This window comes from Devosia sp. MC532 (assembly GCF_016461625.1).
Classification (GTDB): Bacteria; Pseudomonadota; Alphaproteobacteria; order Rhizobiales; family Devosiaceae; genus Devosia.
On the sequence record NZ_JAEMNZ010000006.1, the window covers coordinates 207,178 to 226,974 of the forward strand.

General features: G+C 58.4%; 20 protein-coding genes. 12 read left to right on the forward strand and 8 right to left on the reverse strand.

Annotation, left to right across the window (positions count from 1 at the left end; genetic code table 11):
• Positions 1-61: 61 nt before the first annotated feature.
• The 6 genes from fabD to gmk all read left to right on the forward strand — a co-directional run bounded on the left by fabD (position 62) and on the right by gmk (position 5,513).
• Positions 62-1,012 (forward strand): ACP S-malonyltransferase, encoded by a 951-nt coding sequence (gene fabD, locus JHC09_RS09910; protein ID WP_199531813.1) that lies wholly within the window; start codon positions 62-64, stop codon positions 1,010-1,012.
• Positions 1,013-1,061: 49 nt separating this feature from the next.
• Complete coding sequence (gene fabG / locus JHC09_RS09915; RefSeq protein WP_199531814.1) at positions 1,062-1,799, forward strand: 3-oxoacyl-[acyl-carrier-protein] reductase; 738 nt, start codon at positions 1,062-1,064, stop codon at positions 1,797-1,799.
• A gap of 210 nt (positions 1,800-2,009) precedes the next feature.
• A complete protein-coding gene (locus JHC09_RS09920) occupies positions 2,010-2,246 on the forward strand; it encodes an acyl carrier protein (RefSeq protein ID WP_169196701.1) in 237 nt (78 codons plus the stop codon).
• A 17-nt stretch (positions 2,247-2,263) separates the two neighbouring features.
• A complete protein-coding gene (gene fabF, locus JHC09_RS09925) occupies positions 2,264-3,529 on the forward strand; it encodes a beta-ketoacyl-ACP synthase II (RefSeq protein WP_169196702.1) in 1,266 nt (421 codons plus the stop codon).
• A 135-nt stretch (positions 3,530-3,664) separates the two neighbouring features.
• Entirely contained in the window at positions 3,665-4,771 is a 1,107-nt protein-coding gene (gene mltG, locus JHC09_RS09930; protein ID WP_199531815.1) for an endolytic transglycosylase MltG, read from the forward strand.
• A 106-nt stretch (positions 4,772-4,877) separates the two neighbouring features.
• A complete protein-coding gene (gene gmk, locus JHC09_RS09935; protein WP_199531816.1) occupies positions 4,878-5,513 on the forward strand; it encodes a guanylate kinase in 636 nt (211 codons plus the stop codon).
• A gap of 90 nt (positions 5,514-5,603) precedes the next feature.
• Here gmk and rsmA read toward each other — a convergent pair whose 3' ends face one another.
• The 5 genes from rsmA to JHC09_RS09960 all read right to left on the reverse strand — a co-directional run bounded on the left by rsmA (position 5,604) and on the right by JHC09_RS09960 (position 10,664).
• The gene (rsmA, locus tag JHC09_RS09940) at positions 5,604-6,458 is read right to left on the reverse strand and encodes a 16S rRNA (adenine(1518)-N(6)/adenine(1519)-N(6))-dimethyltransferase RsmA (RefSeq protein WP_169196705.1); all 855 of its coding nucleotides are present in this window, start codon (positions 6,456-6,458) and stop codon (positions 5,604-5,606) included.
• A complete protein-coding gene (gene pdxA / locus JHC09_RS09945) occupies positions 6,455-7,456 on the reverse strand; it encodes a 4-hydroxythreonine-4-phosphate dehydrogenase PdxA (RefSeq protein WP_199531817.1) in 1,002 nt (333 codons plus the stop codon). The genes rsmA and pdxA overlap by 4 nt, the downstream gene beginning before the upstream one ends.
• Positions 7,457-7,527: 71 nt before the next feature.
• Positions 7,528-8,418 carry a SurA N-terminal domain-containing protein gene (locus tag JHC09_RS09950; RefSeq protein ID WP_169196707.1) on the reverse strand — a complete coding sequence of 297 codons (891 nt, stop codon included), beginning with the start codon at positions 8,416-8,418 and terminating at the stop codon, positions 7,528-7,530.
• A 105-nt stretch (positions 8,419-8,523) separates the two neighbouring features.
• Positions 8,524-9,594: an LptF/LptG family permease gene (locus JHC09_RS09955; protein WP_199531818.1), complete on the reverse strand. Its 1,071-nt coding sequence runs from the start codon at positions 9,592-9,594 to the stop codon at positions 8,524-8,526.
• Complete coding sequence (locus JHC09_RS09960) at positions 9,591-10,664, reverse strand: LptF/LptG family permease (protein ID WP_199531819.1); 1,074 nt, start codon at positions 10,662-10,664, stop codon at positions 9,591-9,593. Before JHC09_RS09960 ends, JHC09_RS09955 begins: the two co-directional genes overlap by 4 nt.
• A 107-nt stretch (positions 10,665-10,771) precedes the next feature.
• On the opposite strand from JHC09_RS09960, the gene JHC09_RS09965 reads away from it, so the two are divergent.
• Together JHC09_RS09965 and JHC09_RS09970 are read left to right on the forward strand one after the other, a co-directional pair.
• Positions 10,772-11,218 (forward strand): DNA polymerase III subunit chi, encoded by a 447-nt coding sequence (locus tag JHC09_RS09965; protein WP_169196710.1) that lies wholly within the window; start codon positions 10,772-10,774, stop codon positions 11,216-11,218.
• On the forward strand, positions 11,215-11,832 hold the full coding sequence (locus JHC09_RS09970) for a YitT family protein (RefSeq protein WP_199531820.1): 618 nt from the start codon (positions 11,215-11,217) through the stop codon (positions 11,830-11,832). The genes JHC09_RS09965 and JHC09_RS09970 overlap by 4 nt, the downstream gene beginning before the upstream one ends.
• Here the strand turns inward: JHC09_RS09970 and JHC09_RS09975 are convergent.
• Entirely contained in the window at positions 11,829-12,728 is a 900-nt protein-coding gene (locus JHC09_RS09975) for a DUF4344 domain-containing metallopeptidase (RefSeq protein WP_199531821.1), read from the reverse strand. The two genes, JHC09_RS09970 and JHC09_RS09975, sit on opposite strands and share 4 nt — an antisense overlap.
• 71 nt (positions 12,729-12,799) lie before the next feature.
• Positions 12,800-13,603 (reverse strand): DUF4344 domain-containing metallopeptidase, encoded by an 804-nt coding sequence (locus JHC09_RS09980; protein ID WP_199531822.1) that lies wholly within the window; start codon positions 13,601-13,603, stop codon positions 12,800-12,802.
• A gap of 309 nt (positions 13,604-13,912) precedes the next feature.
• Between JHC09_RS09980 and JHC09_RS09985 the strand changes: the two genes are divergently transcribed.
• On the forward strand, positions 13,913-14,299 hold the full coding sequence (locus JHC09_RS09985) for a hypothetical protein (protein ID WP_169196714.1): 387 nt from the start codon (positions 13,913-13,915) through the stop codon (positions 14,297-14,299).
• Between the two features lie 15 nt (positions 14,300-14,314).
• Here JHC09_RS09985 and JHC09_RS09990 read toward each other — a convergent pair whose 3' ends face one another.
• Positions 14,315-16,186 carry an ABC-F family ATP-binding cassette domain-containing protein gene (locus JHC09_RS09990; protein ID WP_199531823.1) on the reverse strand — a complete coding sequence of 624 codons (1,872 nt, stop codon included), beginning with the start codon at positions 16,184-16,186 and terminating at the stop codon, positions 14,315-14,317.
• 180 nt (positions 16,187-16,366) lie between these two features.
• On the opposite strand from JHC09_RS09990, the gene JHC09_RS09995 reads away from it, so the two are divergent.
• The 3 genes from JHC09_RS09995 to JHC09_RS10005 all read left to right on the forward strand — a co-directional run bounded on the left by JHC09_RS09995 (position 16,367) and on the right by JHC09_RS10005 (position 19,610).
• Positions 16,367-16,750 carry a hypothetical protein gene (locus JHC09_RS09995; RefSeq protein ID WP_169196716.1) on the forward strand — a complete coding sequence of 128 codons (384 nt, stop codon included), beginning with the start codon at positions 16,367-16,369 and terminating at the stop codon, positions 16,748-16,750.
• A gap of 152 nt (positions 16,751-16,902) precedes the next feature.
• On the forward strand, positions 16,903-17,325 hold the full coding sequence (ndk, locus tag JHC09_RS10000; protein WP_169196717.1) for a nucleoside-diphosphate kinase: 423 nt from the start codon (positions 16,903-16,905) through the stop codon (positions 17,323-17,325).
• Positions 17,326-17,678: 353 nt separating this feature from the next.
• Positions 17,679-19,610, forward strand: coding sequence for a DEAD/DEAH box helicase (locus JHC09_RS10005; protein WP_199531824.1), 1,932 nt, complete (start codon positions 17,679-17,681; stop codon positions 19,608-19,610).
• Positions 19,611-19,797 lie beyond the last annotated feature (187 nt).

Here is a 19,797-nt window from a genome sequence, read left to right on the forward strand (position 1 = left end):
GTTTTACCGGCGACTTACCTTATCGCCACCTTCCAACGAATTCGTTACCGGGGAATTCCTAATGTCGAGCACAGCATTCACCTTTCCAGGTCAGGGCAGCCAAGCCGTTGGCATGGGCAAGGACCTCGCTGACGCGTTCCCTGAGGCACGCGCAGTCTTTGAAGAAGTCGATAGCGCGCTGAACGAGAATTTCACCGCCATCATGTTTGAAGGCCCGGAAGACGTATTGCGTCTGACCGAAAACGCCCAGCCTGCACTGATGGCTGTGTCGATGGCCGTTGTCCGCGTGCTGGAAGCCAAGGGAGTCAAGCTCGCCGATCACGCCGCGTTCGTTGCTGGCCATTCGCTGGGCGAATATTCGGCGCTTTGCGCTGCGGGCACCTTCTCCATCGGTGACGCGGCGCGTCTGCTGCGCACCCGTGGTCAGGCGATGCAGAAGGCCGTTCCGGTCGGGCATGGCGCTATGGCCGCTTTGCTGGGCCTTGATCTCGACACCGCACGCGCTGTGGCTGAAGAAGCCGCGCAGGGCGACGTCTGTCAGGTCGCAAACGACAATGCGCCGGGGCAGGTGGTTGTCTCTGGCACCACGGCGGCCATTGAACGCGCGCTGGAACTGGCCAAGGCCAAGGGCGCAAAGCGCGCCCTGTTGCTCCCTGTGAGCGCACCTTTCCACTGCGCGCTGATGCAGCCTGCGGCGGAAGCCATGCAGGCGGCGCTTGCCGATGTGTCGATGCACAATCCAGTTGTCCCCGTGATTTCCAACGTCCTCGCGGCGCCGATCACCGATGCGATTGAGATTCGTCAGCGCCTCGTTGAGCAGGTCACTGGCGTTGTTCGCTGGACCGAGAGCGTCACCTGGCTGGCCAACGAAGGCGGCGTGACCAAGCTGGTGGAAGCCGGTGCGGGCAAGGTTCTTACGGGGCTGGCCAAGCGCATCGCTACGGAGCTGGCAGCACAGGCTATCAACACTCCAGCCGATATCGACGCATTCGTCGCCTCGCTGAACGCATAATTTGGGCTTAAAAGCCCCATCTGAGATACATCCCCGAAAGAGGACACCCATGTTTGATCTTACCGGTAAGCGCGCGCTCGTAACGGGTGCCAGCGGCGGCATTGGGCGTGAAATCGCCAAGGCCCTCGCTGCTGCAGGCGCAACTGTTGCCCTCTCTGGGACCCGCGTTGCAGCTCTGGAAGAAACCGCCAATGCAATCGGCAAGGACTGCCCGATTCTTCCAGCGAATCTGTCCAAGCTCGAAGAGGTCGATGCGCTCGTTCCAGCGGCTGAAGCCGCTATGGGCGGCGTCGACATCCTCGTGAACAACGCTGGTCTGACCCGCGACAATCTCTTTATGCGCATGAAAGATGCGGAATGGGATGAAGTGATTGCAGTGAATTTAACTGCGGCATTCCATCTCAACCGCGCCGTCCTGCGCGGCATGATGAAGGCCCGTTGGGGTCGCATCATCGGTATTTCTTCGGTCGTCGGTGTCACCGGTAATGCGGGTCAGGGCAATTACGCAGCCTCTAAGGCTGGCCTGATCGGCATGAACAAGGCACTCGCCTACGAAGTTGCAAGCCGAAATATCACTGTAAACTCAATCGCTCCCGGCTTTATTGCATCGGCAATGACGGATGAATTGAACGAAAAGCAGCGTGAATCCATTCTCGCTTCTGTTCCAGCTGGTCGCCTCGGCACCGGTCAGGAAATTGCAGCATGTGCCGTCTTTTTGGCGAGCGATGCTGCAGCCTATATCACCGGTCACACACTGAACGTGAACGGCGGTATGGCGATGATCTAAGGCTTCTAGCCTTGGATAGAGGTGTATTCGCGGCTGGCCTTGCCTGGGGAAACGTGTTACCCCGCGCCGCGTTTACCCATGCCGTCGGCTTGCGGGCGCACAATATGCCGCCTACATTGCCGCCGAGCTAGTCAACAGCATGCTTGATGTATTGGCTTGCCGCCAATAAGAAGCGAATACGAAACGTCGATTTCAAAAAGGAAGTCAAACATGAGCGATGTCGCTGATCGGGTCCGCAAGATCGTTGTAGAACACCTCAATGTGGATGCGGAAAAGGTCGTAGAAAAGGCCAGCTTCATTGACGATCTGGGTGCAGACTCGCTCGATCAGGTTGAGCTGGTTATGGCTTTTGAAGAAGAATTCTCGGTCGAGATCCCGGACGACGCAGCTGAGTCGATCCAGACCTTCGGCGATGCCGTTGCGTTCTTGACCAAGGCTACCAGCTAATATTGGCTGGCCACACCATGGAACTACGTCGAGTCGTCGTAACCGGACTGGGTCTAGTCACGCCTCTTGGCTGTGGTGTTGAGGCTACATGGTCCAACATCCTGGCTGGGAAGAGTGGCGCCAAGCGTATCGACGGCTTCCAAGTCGACGATATCGCCTGCCAGATCGCCCACCTAGTTCCTCGCGGGGCATATGCCGATGGCATGTACAACCCCGACGAGTGGATGGAGGTCAAAGAGCAGCGCAAGGTCGACGAGTTTATCGTCTACGCCATGGCTGCGGCCACTCAGGCTATCCAGGATGCGGGCGTTGAGCCCAAAACCCAAGAAGAGCAGGAACGCACTGGCGTTCTGATCGGATCGGGTATCGGCGGTATCGGCGGCATCTATGATGCCTCCGTTACGCTGCACGAGAAGGGCCCACGTCGGATTAGCCCCTTCTTCATCCCAGGTCGTCTGATTAACTTGGCCTCTGGCCATGTTTCGATCCGTTTCGGTCTCAAGGGGCCGAACCATTCCGTCGTAACCGCTTGCTCCACCGGTGCGCACGCCATTGGCGATGCGGCCCGTCTGATTTCGTTCGGCGATGCAGACGTTATGGTTGCGGGTGGTACGGAAGCTTGCGTCAATCGTTTGTCGCTGGCCGGCTTTGCGGCTGCCCGCGCACTTTCGACTGGCTTCAACGACAACCCAACCGCAGCGTCGCGTCCTTATGACAAGGATCGTGATGGCTTCGTGATGGGCGAGGGCGCTGGCATTGTCGTGCTCGAAGAATACGAGCGCGCTAAGGCTCGCGGCGCCAAGATTTATGGCGAAGTGATCGGTTATGGCCTTTCCGGCGATGCTTATCACATCACTGCACCAGCACCGGAAGGTGAAGGTGGGTTCCGCGCAATGAGTGCTGCAGTCAAGCGCGCAGGCATCTCTGCCTCCGAGATTGACTACATCAACGCTCATGGCACGTCGACGCCACTCGGCGACGAACTGGAACTGAGCGCAGTGACGCGTGTTCTTGGCGATGCTGCGAACAAAGCAGTTATGAGCTCGACCAAGTCGGCTATCGGTCACCTTCTGGGTGCTGCTGGTTCGGTTGAAGCGATTTTCTGTCTGCTCGCCATGCGCGATGGAATCGTGCCGCCGACCCTCAATCTCGACAATCCTTCCGTCGAGACCGCCATCAATCTTGTTCCCCACAAGGCGATCAAGAAAGAGATCAACGTGGCGCTTTCCAACAGCTTCGGCTTCGGTGGCACCAACGCTACTCTGGTGATGCGCAAGGTCTAAGCGCTTTTTTCCAATATTTTGCGAGGGGCTCTGCGCTTTCCAGCGCGGAGCCCCTTGTCTTTAATCGGTCTTCGCCACAGTTTGGCACTAGAAGACTGACAAAAGGCCACCTCAAGGCCCGGAGAGAGTTGATAGATGAACGAGCACAGAAAACGCCGCCGCAAACGCTCAGGTAACGGGCTGATTGACGTTCTCAATGGCCTTCTTACACTGCTCGTAATCGGGCTGGTTGTTGTGGGCGGTGCAGGTTTTTATATCGCTTCCCAGTATTATGGTGATGGCCCAACGCAGGAAGACCGCGTGTTTCGCGTTGAGTCCGGCAATACGCTGAGCACCACTGCGAACCGTCTGGAAGAGCAGGGGTTCATTTCCAATTCGCTGATCTTCACCCAGTTTGGGTCGCGCGTTGAGCAAAGTGCTGTGGTGAAGGCTGGTGATTTCAACATCCCTGCTGGCTCCAGCATGTCCAAGATTTTGCAAGAGCTGACGCTGGGCGACCCCATGCGCTATGCTGTGACCATTCCTGAAGGTTGGACGGTCTGGCAGGCCGTGCAGCGCATCAATGCCGATGATCGCCTGACCGGTGACATTAGCCAGCTGCCGCCAGAGGGTTCGATCCTGCCGGGCAGCTATGACTATGTGCCGGGCGACTCGCGCCAGACTGTCCTCGAAAAAATGCAGGCGGCGATGACGCAGGCTTTGGCCGAAGTCTGGGACAGCCGTCAGCCCGATCTGCCACTGAACTCGCCAGCGGAGATGCTGACACTCGCCTCGATCGTCGAGCGTGAAACCGGCGTTGCCTCGGAGCGTCCGCAGATCGCTGCAGTGTTCGTCAATCGTCTGCGGACCGGGATGCGTCTGCAGTCTGACCCGACGATCATCTATGGCATTACGCTGGGGCAATCGACGCTCGACCGCGGCATTCGCCGCTCGGAAATCGAAGCCAAGACGGTCTACAATACCTATCAGATCGACGGTCTGCCGCCGACGCCAATTGCCAACCCTGGCATTGAAGCGCTCCGCGCTGTCGCCAACCCTGATAGCCACGAGTACCTCTACTTCGTGGCCAAGGGTGCGACCCCGCGCGAAGGTCACGTCTTTGCCGAGACCTATGACGAGCATCGTCAGAACGTCGCCCGCTACCGTGAAATTGAGCGTGAAGCGGCAGCTCAGGCCGAGGCCGAGGCCGAGGCTGCACGGCAGGCGCTAGAGGCTGAAGAAGCCGAAGGCGCGCCACAATAAGGTGAGATTGAGGGCAGGGCAGTGCGTAAAGCCTGCCTTGCCCTTGACCAATTTGGGGGGATGTCGCAACAAACGCGACAAGAGTTTTACGATAAGAGAACCGACAATGGACTTTCAGCGCCGCGGCGTCATGCTGGTGATTGCATCTCCCTCAGGAGCAGGCAAATCCTCGATTTCGCGAGCCCTGTTTGGTGATGATCCAAACATTCGTCTGTCTGTCTCGGTGACGACGCGTGAGCGCCGGAGCGATGAAATCGACGGCAAGCACTATCACTTCATCGACGTCGAGACGTTCAAGAAGATGCAGGCTGCGGGCGATCTGCTCGAGTCTGCTGAAGTGCATGGTAATTTCTACGGCACGCCGCGTTCCAAGGTCGAAGAGCAGTTGGTCGCGGGCCACGATATTCTCTTTGATATCGACTACCAGGGCACGCTGCAGCTCTATGAAAACGCGCGCGCCGATATGGTGACCGTGTTCATTCTGCCGCCGTCGATTAAGGAGCTGCGCTCCCGTCTTGAGCGTCGCGCGCAGGACAGTGTCGGCACGATCGAGAAGCGCCTCAAGAACGCAAAGATCGAGATGGACCACTTTGCTGAGTACGACTACGTGATCGTCAATGAGGATTTGGAACAATCCGTGGCGCGCGTCCGGGCCATTTTGGCCTCAGCACGTCTCGCGAGCCGTCGTCAGGTAAACCTTCAAGGTTTTGTCCGCGAGCTGCAGGGCCAAATCGAAGGCTGATTTTTGGTCTGATTGGTTGGTAAAGCCTCGGCGTGAGCCGGGGCTTTTTTGTTGGCTTTTACCCACCCCACTAAAGACTTGGGACGGCGCTTAACCCTGGCGCAGGCCGGGGAGGGCGCGGGCCATGGCGAGGAAGCTTTCGACCGGAAGCACTTCGGCGCGTTCGTCGCCCTTCAAATCAGCCGCCGCGAGGAGCGCCTCAACCGGCACGCCAAGCGATTTGAGCGACTGGCGGATCATCTTTCGGCGCTGGCCAAAGGCGGCTTTGGTAATCTGCTCGACATGCTTGACCGCAAGACCTTCTTCCACGGGCTTGGGCACCAGATGGACGACAGCCGAGGTGACGGCCGGGGCCGGGACAAAAGCCTGCCGCGGCACATTGAAGGCAATGCGCGTGTGGCAGCGCCAATTGGCGAGAACGGCCAAGCGGCCATAGTGATTGTCGCCCGGCTGGGCGCAAATGCGTTCGGCCACTTCGCGCTGGAACATCAGCGTCAAGCTGTCAAAGAACGGTGGCCAAGGATCGGTGGTCAGCCAACCAATAAGCAGAGGCGTGCCGATATTGTAAGGCAGGTTGGCGATGAGGCGCGTTGGGCCAGTGGTCGAAGCGAGGGAGCGATAGTCCATCTCCATCGCGTCGCCGCTGATGACGGTGAGGCGGCCATTGTAGTGATCGGAGACTTCGGCAAGGGCGGGCAGAGCGCGGGCATCGCGTTCGATGGCGATGACTTCGTGAGCGCCTTCTGCCAGCAAAGCGCGCGTCAGACCACCGGGGCCGGGGCCAACTTCAATAACGCGAACCCCTTCGAGCGAACCCGCAACGCGGGCAATGCGGGCCGTGAGATTGAGATCGAATAGAAAATTCTGACCCAGCTCTTTTTTGGCGCGCAGATCGTGGGCGGCGATGACGTCGCGCAGCGGCGGGAGATTGTCGATTTGGCTCATGACTTATTGGCCGTCATTTGGTGCGCCATGGCAATGGCCGCAGCGAAACTGGAAGGGGAAGCTTTGCCGGTGCCGGCAAGAGCATAAGCGGTGCCGTGGTCGGGCGAGGTGCGCACGATGGGCAAGCCCAAGGTGACATTGACCCCAGCGTCGAAGGCCACGGTTTTGATCGGGATCAGGGCCTGATCATGATACATCGCCAACACCGCATCATACTGACGCCAGTGGGGCGGGAAAAACAGCGTATCGCCGGGCAGCGGGCCGATGGCGTTTATGCCTTCCGCGCGCGCGGCCTCAAGAGCGGGCACGATGATTTCTACGTCCTCGCGGCCGATGGTGCCGTTTTCCCCCGCGTGCGGGTTTAGCCCAGCCACAGCGATCTTTGGCGCAGCGATGCCGTAGCGCGCGGTGAGATCGCGCGCCATGACGCGCAGGGTCTCGACGATGAGATCGTGGGTGATGAGCCCCGGCACGTCCTTGATGGGGACGTGGATCGTCAGCGGAACGGTACGCAGGTCTTCATGCGCCAGCATCATCACCGGGAGAGGCACAATGCCGTTTTCGGCGCAGAGTTCTGCAAGATATTCGGTGTGGCCAGGATGCGCGAAGCCGACCTCATAGAGTGCAGCTTTGTTGATCGGGGCGGTTACCACGGCGCTGGTGCGCCCGGCGCGTGTATCGGCCACAGCGCGGGCGATAGCCTCAATCACCACTTGGCCGGTTCCCGCAACGGACTGACCCGGCGTGTCGGGCACGTCACCGGGTAGCGAGAGCACGGGCAGGGCGTTCGGAAACTGTGAAGTTGCCGTCTCTGGCGTCGCCTCAACGATAGATAGGGAAAGACCAAGGCGCTGGGCGCGTTGGCGAAGAAATTCGGCGTGGCCATAAACGAGAAAAGCGGGCAGGGCCCGCGCATCACGCTCAGCGTAGAGTTGGAGGATGAGGTCCGGGCCGATGCCGGCCGGTTCGCCCATGGTCACCGCCAATGGAGCAGTCATTCTGGCTCTCATAAATCATGCGGCCGCAAAACTGCGGCCGCTGGGATTGGTCCAATCAGCTGCGCTGAAGATCAGTTGTAGATGACCTTAGCGTTGGTGCGCAGCGTTTCCATATAGTCCTTGGCTGCCTGCTCGTATTGGCTCTGGCCAACTTCGTCACGCAGACCGCCCTTCACAAAGGTCAGATCCTGCGCCTGAACCTTTTCGCACACGGCGAGCATGGAGAGGCCGTTTTCGACAGCGCGAGGCTTGGTGACGCCGCCGACATTGAGAGCTGCGAGCTCCTTAGCGAGGGCATCTGGGAACTGGGTGGCGTGACGACGACCAACGTCAATCACAGCAACGTCGTTATACGCGAGTGAGAGATCAACTGCGGTATCGCAACCGGCAAAGCTCGAGCGGTACTTATTGGCCTGGCCGGAACGACCGCCACCACCAACGAAGATGACTTCCTTGAGGATGTAATCAAAGCTTTGGAAATCAGCCAGCTGCGAAGCGGCGCGCTGATCGAGTTCAAGGTCGGAAATCTGGACCTGCGAAGCCACTGCGGACTGCTGAATGCCGTTCCAGGCGATAGCAGCGCGCAGACGATCCTGCAGGGTTTGGGCGGAAACGCCGCCCTGCTGAAGAACCTGCATTAGGCGATCTCGGCTGAGCTGAAGATTGCGCGCGACCTGAAGGAAAGCGTCATCGACCTGAGCATTGGACACAGTGATGCCGATGCGCTTGGCTTCCTGCATCTGAATGGCTTCATCGACGAGCTGCTTGAGCGCGCCCTGACGGCCAGTCTTATTGCCTTCCATCTGGAAGAGACGCAGGCGCTGATCGACCTGCACGTCGGTAACAGGCTCGCCGTTCACTGTGGCAACCGTGGCAGCAAAAGCTGAGGTCGCACCGCCAGCAACGAGCATAAGGCTCACGAAGATTGCGCTCAAACCGCGCCGAAGGTTGACAAGAGTCATAGTTCGCGTCCGCTCATTCATTTGCCGCCTTCAATGCGGCGTCCGCACAGGACTGTCAATTGCTTGATGATTACGGCCAAAATCCGAATGGGACTGTTGGCAGGGTTAAGACCAACCATCTTCGCGCCGTAACAATACGGTCACCCCAATGATAATGGCAACGAGGGCCGGTGAAATAGCTGCGATCAGAGGATCAATTGCGCCGGTCGAGCCTGCACGATCCGCCATTTCGGTGATCACAAATACCAAGAAGCCCAGCACCATGCCGTAAAGAACCGAAGGGCCGATTTGCATGCGGCGGCTGTACCCTGCCGTGAAGGCAAACGCGATGAACAGCGAGCCGACGAGAACCAGAGGCAGCGCGAGGAGCTTGATCAGGCGCATTGCCGTGGCCGAGGCGACCATTGGATCAGCGATGCCCTTTTGCATCAGTGTCGCCAACTCAAAGAAGGTCAAATCGTCGGTCGAGGAGGTTTTGAGGCTGATTTCGGATGGCGTCGAAATGGTCGAGAGGCGAACAGAAGGCAGAGTTTTGGCGACGGCGTCGGCACGACGGCCAATAGCATCGCTCAGAACCCAATAGCCTTGCTGGAGCACGGCCGTCGGCGCTTCATAGCGCGCGTAATCGGCTTCCTGGAGGTTAAAGACCGTGACATCGGTCAGCTGTTCGCCACCCGGCGACATAGCGCGCGCCATCAGCACGTAATGGCTGTCCTCGCCATATTGCTCCAGCCAGATTTCACCCGCTGGGGTGAGCTGGGCGGTTTGGCCCGGAGGTATGGGATAAAGATCGCGATTGATCTGCGTGCTGACGGTTTCTGCGCCAATGGCAATGACGAGGCTTGCAGCGGCGAGCACCAGAGTGGGCGCGCGCAACACGCGCCAAATGGAAATGCCGCTGGCTTTGATGACGGTCAGCTCGTGGCGCATCTTGAGGTCAACCAGACCCAGAATGGCCCCCATCAAAACGGTGACGGGCAGGGTTTTGATGGTCCAGCGCACAGCACTCATGGCAACCATGAGAAGAGCCATGAGGAAGCCGCGTTCGCTTTCAACAACCGAAAAGCGCCAGGTGTCCAGCGACTCGACCAGCGCAATCAGGCCGTAGAAGATGAAGACAGTGACGCCGATACGGGAGGCGAGGCGGCCGAGAACGAGACGATCTATCTGGTTCATGCTGCAACCCCATCCCGCGTGATGCGACGGGGCCAGATCTTAAAGGCAAAGACAAGAATGCCGACGACAAAGAGCACGACGCCACCGGTGCCGGGGCCCCAAGGAGAATAGGCGCTCATGCCACGTTCGCCAAAGGCGATGAGCATTACGACCGCTTCCATCGGCAGCTTGAACCGGGTGCGCTTGCCGCTCGGGAAGCCAGAGATAGCGACAACGAGAACGCAAAGGCCGATGACCCGCAGGCCTTCGGCGGAGCGGTTCGACAGGTGGCGCAGGATTTCGCCATTCCAATCGCCCGTTTCGAGCGCTTCGCGGACCATGGAGATGGAATCCATGGAGGCGTATTTGTCGACGTAAACGCTTTGCTGGCTCAGCGTGTCGATGCCCAGCTCATATCGGGCAAACCGCACTTCGGAATAGCGACCATTGGCGTCGAGGTTCTCGATTTTGCCGTCGCGCAATTCGAGGAAGTAGTTTTCGCCGTCGCCCATAACGCGTGCAGTTTCGGCGATATAGGTGCGGCGCATGCCGGGATCGCGTCGATCATCGGCATAGAATTCGTTGATCAGCCCGCTGCCTTCACGCCCGCCGATGAGCAGCACGACGCCCGGCGTTGCCTGCGTGAAGCGATTGGGCTTGAGGGTGGAGCTGACGAGATCGGCGGCGACCGCAGCTTGCAGCTCATAGGATTTGCGGTTGGCCATCGGCTCAAGGATATGCGCGAGGAACATCACCGCAATAACCGAGAGCGTGCAGACGAAGGTCGTTGCCCTGAACAGCGATTTCAGACCGCCGCTCGAATGGATGATGTGCAACTCGTGGCTGTTTTGCAGTGCTGCGAGCGCGCGCACAATGCCAATGCCGATACAGATGTAGAAGAAGGCGAGCGCCAAAGGCGGCATGGTGTAAAGCGCTTGGACAGCCAGGGTCGCAAACCCTTGCCCCTTGACGGACACCACGTCGAACTGGCGCAAACAGTTCACCAGCCACAACAAAAAGCAGGCGATCACAAACAGGATCACCGCGTCCGTGGCGAACAATCGCGAAATATAGGCTGTCAGCTTCTTCATCGGCTGCACCATGCTTGAATTCGCCCCGGCAAACAATCTGTTAGGCGACAGAACCAGCGCTTGTCTTGTGCTAGCGCGCCGATTTGAAGCGCGATAAGGTCGCTTTCATGGCCGAAATCCTCTTCTATCACCTCGAAGCGCGTCCGCTGGAAGCTGTTATCCCGCAACTTCTTGAGAAGACCGCAGAACGCGGTTGGCGTGCAGTTGTGGAAGTGGGGAGCCAGGAGAAAGCGGAAGCGCTTGATTCTCTGCTCTGGACCTTCCGGGATGACTCGTTTGTTGCCCATGGTTTGGCCGGTGACGAGCTCGACAGCCAACAGCCTATTTTGATCACCACCGGCCAGGAAAACCCCAATCAGGCGACGGTGCGGTTCTTTGTCGATGGCGCAGTGCCGCAATCGGCAGAGGGTTATAATCGCCTCGTCTTTATGTTTTCGGGCCATGATGAGAACGCCGTGGCGCAGGCGCGTGTCGCTTGGAAAGCGCTGCGTACGGGCAATGAAGTGACGTATTGGCAGCAAGAGCCGACTGGACGCTGGGTCAAAAAGGCATGACGCACGATCTTCTAACGCCGAGCCGGCACAATCTTGCCGAAGACATTTTTGCTATTTTCATCGGCACGACGCTGGTGGCGCTCGGCATTGCCTTCTACGCCGAAGCGCAATTGGCGACGGGCAGTACGGCGGGCCTCGCTCTGCTTTTACAATACGCCACGGGCATTCCGTTCGGCTGGCTGTTCTTTGCCATCAACCTGCCGTTTTATGCGCTGGCCTTCATGCGCATGGGCGTGCCTTTTGGCCTCAAAACCATGTTTAGCGTGGCGCTGGTGTCGTTGTTCTCGGCCCAGATTCCGGTGTGGATCGATATCCAAACCATCAACCCGCTCTATGCAGCGCTGGTGGGTGGCGGGCTCATCGGGCTGGGGGTGTTATCGCTGTTCCGGCACAAAGCGAGCGTTGGCGGGATCAATATTCTCTCGCTCTACCTGCAAGAGAATTTCAACATCCGCGCCGGCTATTTCCAATTGGCAGTGGACGCCGCCATTTTGGTCGCCGCCTTCTTCGTCCTGCCCCTCGACCGCGTCTTTTATTCGGTGCTCGGGGCGCTGGTGATGAACATGATTGTTGCGCTCAACCACCGCCCCGGCCGTTATGTCGGATTCAGTTAATTGGCCGTGTCGCCCCATCCCATGATGTCATAGACATAGAGGGTGCGCATGGCGTCGGCCAGTTCGTAGCAATAAACCACTTCCCCTTCTGCCGGGTAGTAATAGGCATTGGCTTCGCCGCATTGTGTCACGCGGAAAGTCACCTTGCGGGGGAGGGTGAATGTCGTGGCAATCGATGCTGCCGCGATGTCGATAATGGCGCGTGACTTGAGTTCATCGGCGATGTCTTGATAGTCGCCAGCATCCTCGTAAATCACCTCATAATCTGAAACCGCATCGCTCTCAGTGATATGCGGTTCGAGCAGGCGCATCCAGCTTCGGAAGGCGTCACTATAAGTGCTCTCGCAGCTCTCCTGACGGTCACTGTCGATGTCGTAATCATCCGCCGTATCGCCAAACACCGATTGGTCTTTGCCAACCATATAGCAGACCATCGCATAAGCGCGGTGGAGGTCCAGCGTGTGGTCGGCGGAATAGGCGAGCTCTTCAAATGTGCTGGTGTCGGCCTTTAGAGCGTTGAAATACCAGCCATCGGCGGCACTGACCAGAGCGTCGTAGCTATCCTCAGCTTCGTCAAACTCCAGCAGCCAGATCGTACCCAAAGCGTCGGCGGCATCTTCTTCTTTGCCCAGAACTGGCAAATCGAGCTCGCCAATCAGCAGATGCGCGACTTCGTGGTAAATGGTGAAGCTGGCATCGTGCATGGCGAAGGTCATGGCATCGCTCATGATGTCGCCTGCGTCTTCTGGCAGTTCGGCTGGCGCCTCGTCCGATGCGGCTTCCCGCGTGATGCTGTGGGACGAATAGGTGGCAAAGCCGTTAAAGCCTTCCCCTTCATCCAGCGGCCCGTCTTTGGCTAAAGCCGTGCCTGCAGACAAAACAAAACTAAGGGCCACCAGACTGGCCCCTAAACCTCTGCGCATGAGAAATCCCCCGATACGTGATCCCTCGATCACGTCACAATTTTCTAGCGCTGATTTACTGCAGTGGGAAGGTCCGCGGAATAGCTCTGGAGAAACTCTTCCATCAGTTCGTAGCAAAAAATGATTTCGCTGGTCGTGGTGTCATAAAAGGCATTGGGCTCGTCGCAGACGCGCACCGTCATCAGCACCCGGCCGGGGATTTTGAAGTTGGTGCGAAGCTCGTCGGCGACCTTTTCGATGACGCCGCTCCGCCGCAAAGCGCGCTCGACGAGACGCAGCGAGCGCCCGGCGGGAAAGTATTTCACATCAACGCGCGAAGGGCCTGTCTGCTTGCTCAAAAGCGAGGAGACACTTTGATAGGCCTGCTCATAAACGAAGGCGCATTCGTGTTGGCGGCCAGAGGCTAAGCCGTGGCTATTGGCAAACTTGCGGAACGCTGCACCATCGGCACCCACCATCAGGCACATGATCTGATAAGCGCGATGGCGATCTGGGCTATAGCCTGCCATATAGTCCTCGATATTGAACGCCGCCTGATAATTGCGTGCCGTGGTGAGCCACCCCTCAGCCGCATCCTGCAAGGCGCGGTTCATGTCGGGGGATTTTTTCTCCAGCATCACATAGGTCGCGATCGTGTCCGCTGCGTCTTCCTCGCGTCCCAGAACGGGCAGGTTGAGCTTGTCGATGAGCAGGTGGGCCGTCTCATGATAGAGCGTAAAGAGGCTGTTGTTTGCGGCATAGCGCAGAGCGTCGGCGCGCTGGTGCTTTGGCAGGTCCCCGAAATCGGCAGCTGCGGCAGGCACAATTGCCATCAACGCGACCGTGAGCAGCAGCCAAATTTTACGCATCAACACGCCCCCTTGTTGCTGGCATGAAAGAAGACCCATGGCGTGGTGTCAATCTGGGCGTGTGAATTTGGTGAAGAGGCTGCCAAAGTTCGCTGTTCTGGCGCTTGTCATTGAGGCCCATGGGTGCTTAGCTCGACCAAGAGTTTTTTAAGCCGTTTGAGTAGTTATGAGTATCTCGGTTTTGATGGCCCCTAGAGCTCGGGGGCGCGCACCCAATTGCGAAGCGCGGAGCAGATTCACATCCGCGTGTGTGATGGAACAGAGCCTGCGCTCGACCATTGCCGGACATTGCTATGTGAGACCGGCATTATGTATTTCATTTTAGGCTGCTTGCTGCTGGGCGGATTTTATTACGCTGAGCTTTGGTTCGTTGCTGCAATTATCGCGGCTTATCTGTTTTTCACCAGTCCTGCGTTTCGCCACGGTCCGGTCGAAGCCAAATTGATCCATATGGTGCAACAGCACCAGAATTATGCGCAATTCTCAGACCTGGGGTTCGACCGCGCAAAGCGCTTTGCTGTCGATAAAGGCTCAAAGCGAGCCGATCAGCAGACGGCGTTTGTCGCCATTCTGCTGCACGATGTTGGCTATGCGGTGAGTTTCACCCGCGTGCCCGATGGTGGCACGGCGATATTGCTCGAAAAACTGTCCGATCTACGCCGCCAGTTCCAATATGCTCGGGCACAGCGCCGCTGAAAGGCGAAAGAAGGCTTATTCCTTCTCCGCCTCTTCCAGCTCGGATGACAGCATCAACCAGCTTTCCTCGAGGGTTTCGAGCTCGCTGCCGAAGCGGGACTTGTCCCTCCCCAGCGCGATAATCTTGTCCGAGGGGCCGTTGTAAATGGCCGGGTCGGCAAGCTGGGCGTCGATCTTGTCGAGCTCTGTCTTGAGCCGCGCCATTTTCTTTTCAGCGTCAGTGATCTTCTTCTTGAGCGGCGCAAGCTCAGCGCGACGGGCCGCGGCTTCCTGACGACCAAGTTTGCGTTCACCCTTGGCGTCAGAGCCATTGCCCTTGGTGTCTTTGCCGGAGGTAATGCTGCGCTGATAGCTGTCGAGGTCTTCGTCCAGCTCGCGGATTGTGCCGTTTTCGGCAATCCAGAGCGTGTCGCAAGTGGCTTCGATCAAGTGACGATCGTGCGAGATGATGAACACTGCGCCCTGATAGTCATTGAGCGCATGCACCAGCGCATCGCGGCTGTCGATGTCGAGGTGGTTCGTCGGTTCGTCGAGGATCATCATCGAGGGGCCACCAAAGGTGATCAGACCCATGAGCAGGCGCGCGCGTTCGCCACCTGAAAGGTGCTTGGCCTTGGTGTCCATGCGGCTGGTGGTGAGGCCCATCTGCGCCAGACGGCTGCGGCGCTTGGCTTCCGTGTCATAGGGCGTGAGATCGACCACGTGCTCAAGCGGCGTCCACTCGGGCTTGAGTTTGTCCATCTGGTGCTGGGCAAAATGGGCGATTTCGAGCTTCTTGTGCATCTTCATCGCGCCATCGATCACCGGGATCTCGCCCGCAAGCAGCTTGGCAAAGGTCGACTTACCATTGCCGTTGACCCCGATCAGCGCGATGCGCGCGTCTGGGTCAATGCGCTGGGTGATATTGCGCAGAATGACCTTGTCGCCATAGCCGGTGGACACCCGATCCAGGGTGATCATCGGCGTGGGCAGGTCGATCTTTGGCTGCTGGAAGGTGAAGGGCGAGGAGTGCTCGTCAAACATCGCTTCAGGCGGGCGCAGCTTTTCGATCATCTTGACGCGAGCCTGAGCCTGCTTGGCCTTGGTGGCCTTTGCCTTGAAGCGATCCACGAATTTTTGCAGATGCGCGATCTGGTCGAGCGTCTTCTCGCGGCTCTTGTTGTTGAGCTCCATCTGCATGCGACGGGTCTGCTCGAAGGTGTCGTAATTGCCCTTGTAGAAGGTCAGCTTACGGTGCTCGAGGTGAACGATCGAATTGACGGCCTTATTGAGGAGGTCACGATCGTGCGAGATGAGGAAGACGGTATAGGGGTAGGTCGAGAGATATTTCTCGAGCCACAATGTGCCTTCCAGATCGAGATAGTTGGTCGGTTCGTCGAGGAGCAGCAGGTCGGGCTGGCTGAACAGCACAGCCGCAAGCGCTACACGCATGCGCCAACCACCCGAAAGCTCGCGAGTAGGGGAGTTTTGACGATCCTGCGCAAAACCCAAGCCATTGAGAATGGTGGACGCGCGCGCCTCAGCGGTGTGGGCCTCAATGTCGGCAAGGCGGGTGTAAATTTCGCCAATGCGATCAGGGTCGGTGGCCGTTTCGGCTTCTGCCATGAGCGCGGTGCGCTCCTTATCGGCAGCGAGCACAACGTCGAGCACGGTTTCGTCGCCAGCAGGGGCTTCCTGCGCTACGGCGCCAAGCTTGGCTTTTTTGTTGATCTCATACGAGCCGGCATCAGCGTTGATGTGACCCTGAATGATATGGAACAGCGTGGTTTTACCGGTACCGTTCTTGCCCACGAACCCAACTTTGGCACCATCGGACAGAACCAGCGACGCATCTTCAAAGAGCTCGCGCCCTTGGATGCGGTAGGTCAGATTGTTGATGGTCAGCATGGGCCAAGTCGATCCGCTAGTCAGCGCCAGCTTGCACCGGCGCTTTAGAAAAAATGATTGGTGCTGGATTAGGGGCTAAGCGCTGCGTTGGCAACCGCTGGGCGAATATCATGGGACAAGAGGGGGAGCGAAATCATCGCTTGGCCATTGACGAGGACCAACTCCGAAGAGGACCGAACCATGATGAAGACCACTCTAGCTCTAGCCCTCGTCGCTGCAACCACACTGGCAACGCCTGTCTTTGCGCAGGAAGCGGCCAATGCGCTGCGCTTTGCGGACATTGATGCCGAACGCGTCAATGCTACGCAGGTCGAGTTCGACATCGAATATAAGAATGGCGGTTGTGACCAGATCGGTGTGCCAACTCTGGGTGCGCTGACCAATGGCGTGCTTGAAGTGCAACTGGCCGTTTCTGGCGAAAGCCCAAACTGCACAACCCGCGATAAAGAAGGCGATGTGACCTATGTCATTGAAGCGGATGAGACGATCACCCAGCTCAATGTCACCCTGACCAGCGCCGACGGCAAGGTTTTGGGCAGTGAAGTGGTCACCATCGACCGCTAAGGGAAAAGGCAGACCGGCTCGCGGGGCCGGGCTGTCACTTTTTGTGTGTGCTCGGCGATGAACTCTCATCCGAGCGCGCACACCGTCTTGCGCCTGTAACAAGGCTCCGCTAAAAGGCCCCACCTTTCTCCACGCAACAGGATTTGACCGCCATGGCGCTCGAACGTACTTTCTCCATCATCAAGCCAGATGCCGTCCGTCGTAACCTCATCGGCAAGATCGCTGCCAAGTTCGAAGACGCTGGCCTTCGCATTGTTGCGATGAAGAAGATCCACATGACCCGCGAACAGGCCGAAGGCTTCTACGCAGTTCACAAGGAACGCCCATTCTACGGTGAACTCGTAGAACAGATGTCGGCTTCGCCGGTTGTTGTTCAGGTTCTGGAAGGCGAAGGCGCAATCCTCAAGAACCGTGAAGTCATGGGCGCGACCAACCCAGCACAGGCTGCTGAAGGCACCATCCGTAAGGAATTCGCTCTTTCGATCGGCGAAAACTCCGTACACGGTTCGGACGCTCCAGAAACCGCTGCTGAAGAAATCAAGTACTTCTTCACCGACGCAGAAATCGTTGGCTAAGTGCCGATGACAGGGCTCATTCCGATAACGGGATAAGCTCTATAAATTGGAAGGGGCGGGCCAAAACGGTTCGCCCTTTCCCTTTAAATGCCGCTCTGTCGCACGGTCCATAATGACGCACCGTGCTCGTGGGGCAACCTGTCTCTGGTATTTTGCTCCAGTCCCCGCTAATGAGAGACTCATGGGCTGCCCATCGGAGGCGGCCTATTTGCTGTTTGTGCCTTAGACGCCAAACGTCCGGGTTCCCTTTCCCCCTGTGGAACCCAAATTATGCAGAAGCTTTATTGGTCATCCGTTCCTTCTCTGTCGGAACCGGCAACCGCCAAGCATGCTGCATCGCATGAAAGAACGTGATGACCCTGCCTGATAATATCCTCGCTCCAATCGCCCGCGCGCTCACCGCAAAGGGTTACGACAGCCTCACTCCTGTGCAGGCTGCGATGATCGAGGACAACACCGATGGACGCGACCTGCTCGTGTCCGCACAGACCGGCTCCGGTAAGACCGTAGCCTTTGGTATGGCGATTGCGCCAACCCTTCTCGGCGAAGACGACCGCCTGCCGCCTCCGGGCGCACCGCTCGCCCTCTGCATTGCTCCGACCCGTGAACTTGCTATGCAGGTTCAGCGCGAATTGACCTGGCTCTATGCCGAAACTGGCGCGGTTACCGCTGCTGGCGTTGGCGGCATGGATCAGCGCGCCGAACGTCGTGTGCTCGATCGTGGTGCGCACATTGTTGTGGGTACCCCAGGTCGCCTTCGTGACCACATCACCCGCGGTGCGCTCGACATGAGCCAGCTGCGTGCCGTTGTGCTCGACGAAGCAGACGAAATGCTCGACCTTGGTTTCCGCGAAGACCTCGAGTTCATTCTCGACGCCGCTCCGGAAGATCGTCGCACCCTGCTGTTCTCGGCAACTGTTCCTAAGCAGATTGCTGAACTGGCCAAGACCTTCCAGAAGAACGCACTGCGCATCACCGCCACCAGCTCGGGCCAGCAGCACGCTGACATCGAATACAAGCTGATGTCGGTTTCCGCTTCCGAACGCGAAAACGCGGTCATCAACACGCTGCTCTGGTACGAAAGCACCAACACCATCGTGTTCGCCTCGACCCGTGAAGCGGTTAAGCACCTCTCGGCTCGTCTTGCCAACCGTGGCTTCGCCGTGGTGACCCTCTCGGGTGAACTGTCGCAGGCTGAACGCACCAATGCGCTGCAGTCGATGCGCGATGGCCGCGCTCGTATCTGCGTTGCAACCGACGTTGCGGCTCGCGGTATCGACCTTCCAGGCCTCGATCTCGTGATCCACGCCGATCTGCCGATGAACTCGGAAACCCTGTTGCACCGTTCGGGCCGTACCGGTCGTGCGGGCCGCAAGGGCACCTGCGTTGTTATCGCTCCAGCACACCGCAAGCGCGTCGCGCTTTCGATCCTGCGTGGCGCAAAGATCGACCCAGAGAACATCAACCCACCGACCGCAGACGAAATCGATGCGCGCTATCGCGAGCAGATGCTCTCGGCAGAAATGCTGAGCAATGCGGCCTCGGAAGATGAAGCACCATTGGTGGCTGAACTTCTGGAGCGTCACGCGCCAGAAGCCATCGCGGCCGCTTACATCCGTCTGCAGCTCGCAGCCCGTCCGGTTCCAGAAGATGTAAGCCCATCCTCGGGCGACGACTTCAACTCCCGCGAACGCCCATCGCGCGAAGCCTTCAACGGCGGCGCATGGTTCAAGGTTTCGGTTGGTCGCAAGCAGCGTGCTGAGCCACGTTGGCTGCTGCCAATGATCTGTAAGGCTGGTGGCGTCGGCAAGTCCGCTGTCGGCTCGATCCGCATCTTTGAAACGGAAACCGTTTTTGAAGTGTCCGCTGACAAGGTTGACGCCTTCAAGAAGGCAGTCGGCAAGGGCGGCACGCTCGAAAAGGGTGTCTACATCTCCGAAACCGAAGCGCCAGCAGCACGGTCGAGCGAGCGCCCACAGGGCAATCGTCGCCCAACCGGTCCTTCGAACTACGATCCAATGGCGCCACGCGAAGACCGCAAGGCACGTTACCCAAAGAAGTCGCGTTCTGACGATTTCGGCGGCGGCGGCGAGCGTCCAGCCAAGAGCTGGGACGACAAGCCAAAGACCTGGGATGACAAGCCACGCGCTGAACGTCCTCGCGCTGACAAGCCAAAGTTCGATAAGGACAAGGGCAAGCCAGCTTGGTCCAAGCCAGCAACCGAAGGCGAGTTCTTCGTGAAGAAGCCTAAGGTCAAGGACCACAAGAAGAAGCGCCCAGAATAAGCGCTTTAAGATTTGAAAGAGCCGGGGGGAAACCTCCGGCTTTTTCGTTTGTGGGGAGGGGCGTTCCCTTTTCCTCCTTTGCGGAGCAACCACCCCACCCTCAATCCCTCCCCCTCAAGGGGAGGGAAGCCGTCCTGCGTATGCTTGCATCTCTGCACCCTTCCTTCTCCCTCCCCCTTGAGGGGAG

Excerpts from the sequence above, each read along its gene's own strand:
- fabD (WP_199531813.1), top strand. The coding sequence starts at position 62 with ATGTCGAGCACAGCATTCACCTTTCCAGGTCAGGGCAGCCAAGCCGTT.
- fabG (WP_199531814.1), top strand. The coding sequence starts at position 1,062 with ATGTTTGATCTTACCGGTAAGCGCGCGCTCGTAACGGGTGCCAGCGGC.
- JHC09_RS09920 (WP_169196701.1), top strand. The coding sequence starts at position 2,010 with ATGAGCGATGTCGCTGATCGGGTCCGCAAGATCGTTGTAGAACACCTC.
- fabF (WP_169196702.1), top strand. The coding sequence starts at position 2,264 with ATGGAACTACGTCGAGTCGTCGTAACCGGACTGGGTCTAGTCACGCCT.
- mltG (WP_199531815.1), top strand. The coding sequence starts at position 3,665 with ATGAACGAGCACAGAAAACGCCGCCGCAAACGCTCAGGTAACGGGCTG.
- gmk (WP_199531816.1), top strand. The coding sequence starts at position 4,878 with ATGGACTTTCAGCGCCGCGGCGTCATGCTGGTGATTGCATCTCCCTCA.
- rsmA (WP_169196705.1), bottom strand. The coding sequence starts at position 6,458 with ATGAGCCAAATCGACAATCTCCCGCCGCTGCGCGACGTCATCGCCGCC.
- pdxA (WP_199531817.1), bottom strand. The coding sequence starts at position 7,456 with ATGACTGCTCCATTGGCGGTGACCATGGGCGAACCGGCCGGCATCGGC.
- JHC09_RS09950 (WP_169196707.1), bottom strand. The coding sequence starts at position 8,418 with ATGACTCTTGTCAACCTTCGGCGCGGTTTGAGCGCAATCTTCGTGAGC.
- JHC09_RS09955 (WP_199531818.1), bottom strand. The coding sequence starts at position 9,594 with ATGAACCAGATAGATCGTCTCGTTCTCGGCCGCCTCGCCTCCCGTATC.
- JHC09_RS09960 (WP_199531819.1), bottom strand. The coding sequence starts at position 10,664 with ATGAAGAAGCTGACAGCCTATATTTCGCGATTGTTCGCCACGGACGCG.
- JHC09_RS09965 (WP_169196710.1), top strand. The coding sequence starts at position 10,772 with ATGGCCGAAATCCTCTTCTATCACCTCGAAGCGCGTCCGCTGGAAGCT.
- JHC09_RS09970 (WP_199531820.1), top strand. The coding sequence starts at position 11,215 with ATGACGCACGATCTTCTAACGCCGAGCCGGCACAATCTTGCCGAAGAC.
- JHC09_RS09980 (WP_199531822.1), bottom strand. The coding sequence starts at position 13,603 with ATGCGTAAAATTTGGCTGCTGCTCACGGTCGCGTTGATGGCAATTGTG.
- JHC09_RS09985 (WP_169196714.1), top strand. The coding sequence starts at position 13,913 with ATGTATTTCATTTTAGGCTGCTTGCTGCTGGGCGGATTTTATTACGCT.
- JHC09_RS09990 (WP_199531823.1), bottom strand. The coding sequence starts at position 16,186 with ATGCTGACCATCAACAATCTGACCTACCGCATCCAAGGGCGCGAGCTC.
- JHC09_RS09995 (WP_169196716.1), top strand. The coding sequence starts at position 16,367 with ATGATGAAGACCACTCTAGCTCTAGCCCTCGTCGCTGCAACCACACTG.
- ndk (WP_169196717.1), top strand. The coding sequence starts at position 16,903 with ATGGCGCTCGAACGTACTTTCTCCATCATCAAGCCAGATGCCGTCCGT.
- JHC09_RS10005 (WP_199531824.1), top strand. The coding sequence starts at position 17,679 with ATGACCCTGCCTGATAATATCCTCGCTCCAATCGCCCGCGCGCTCACC.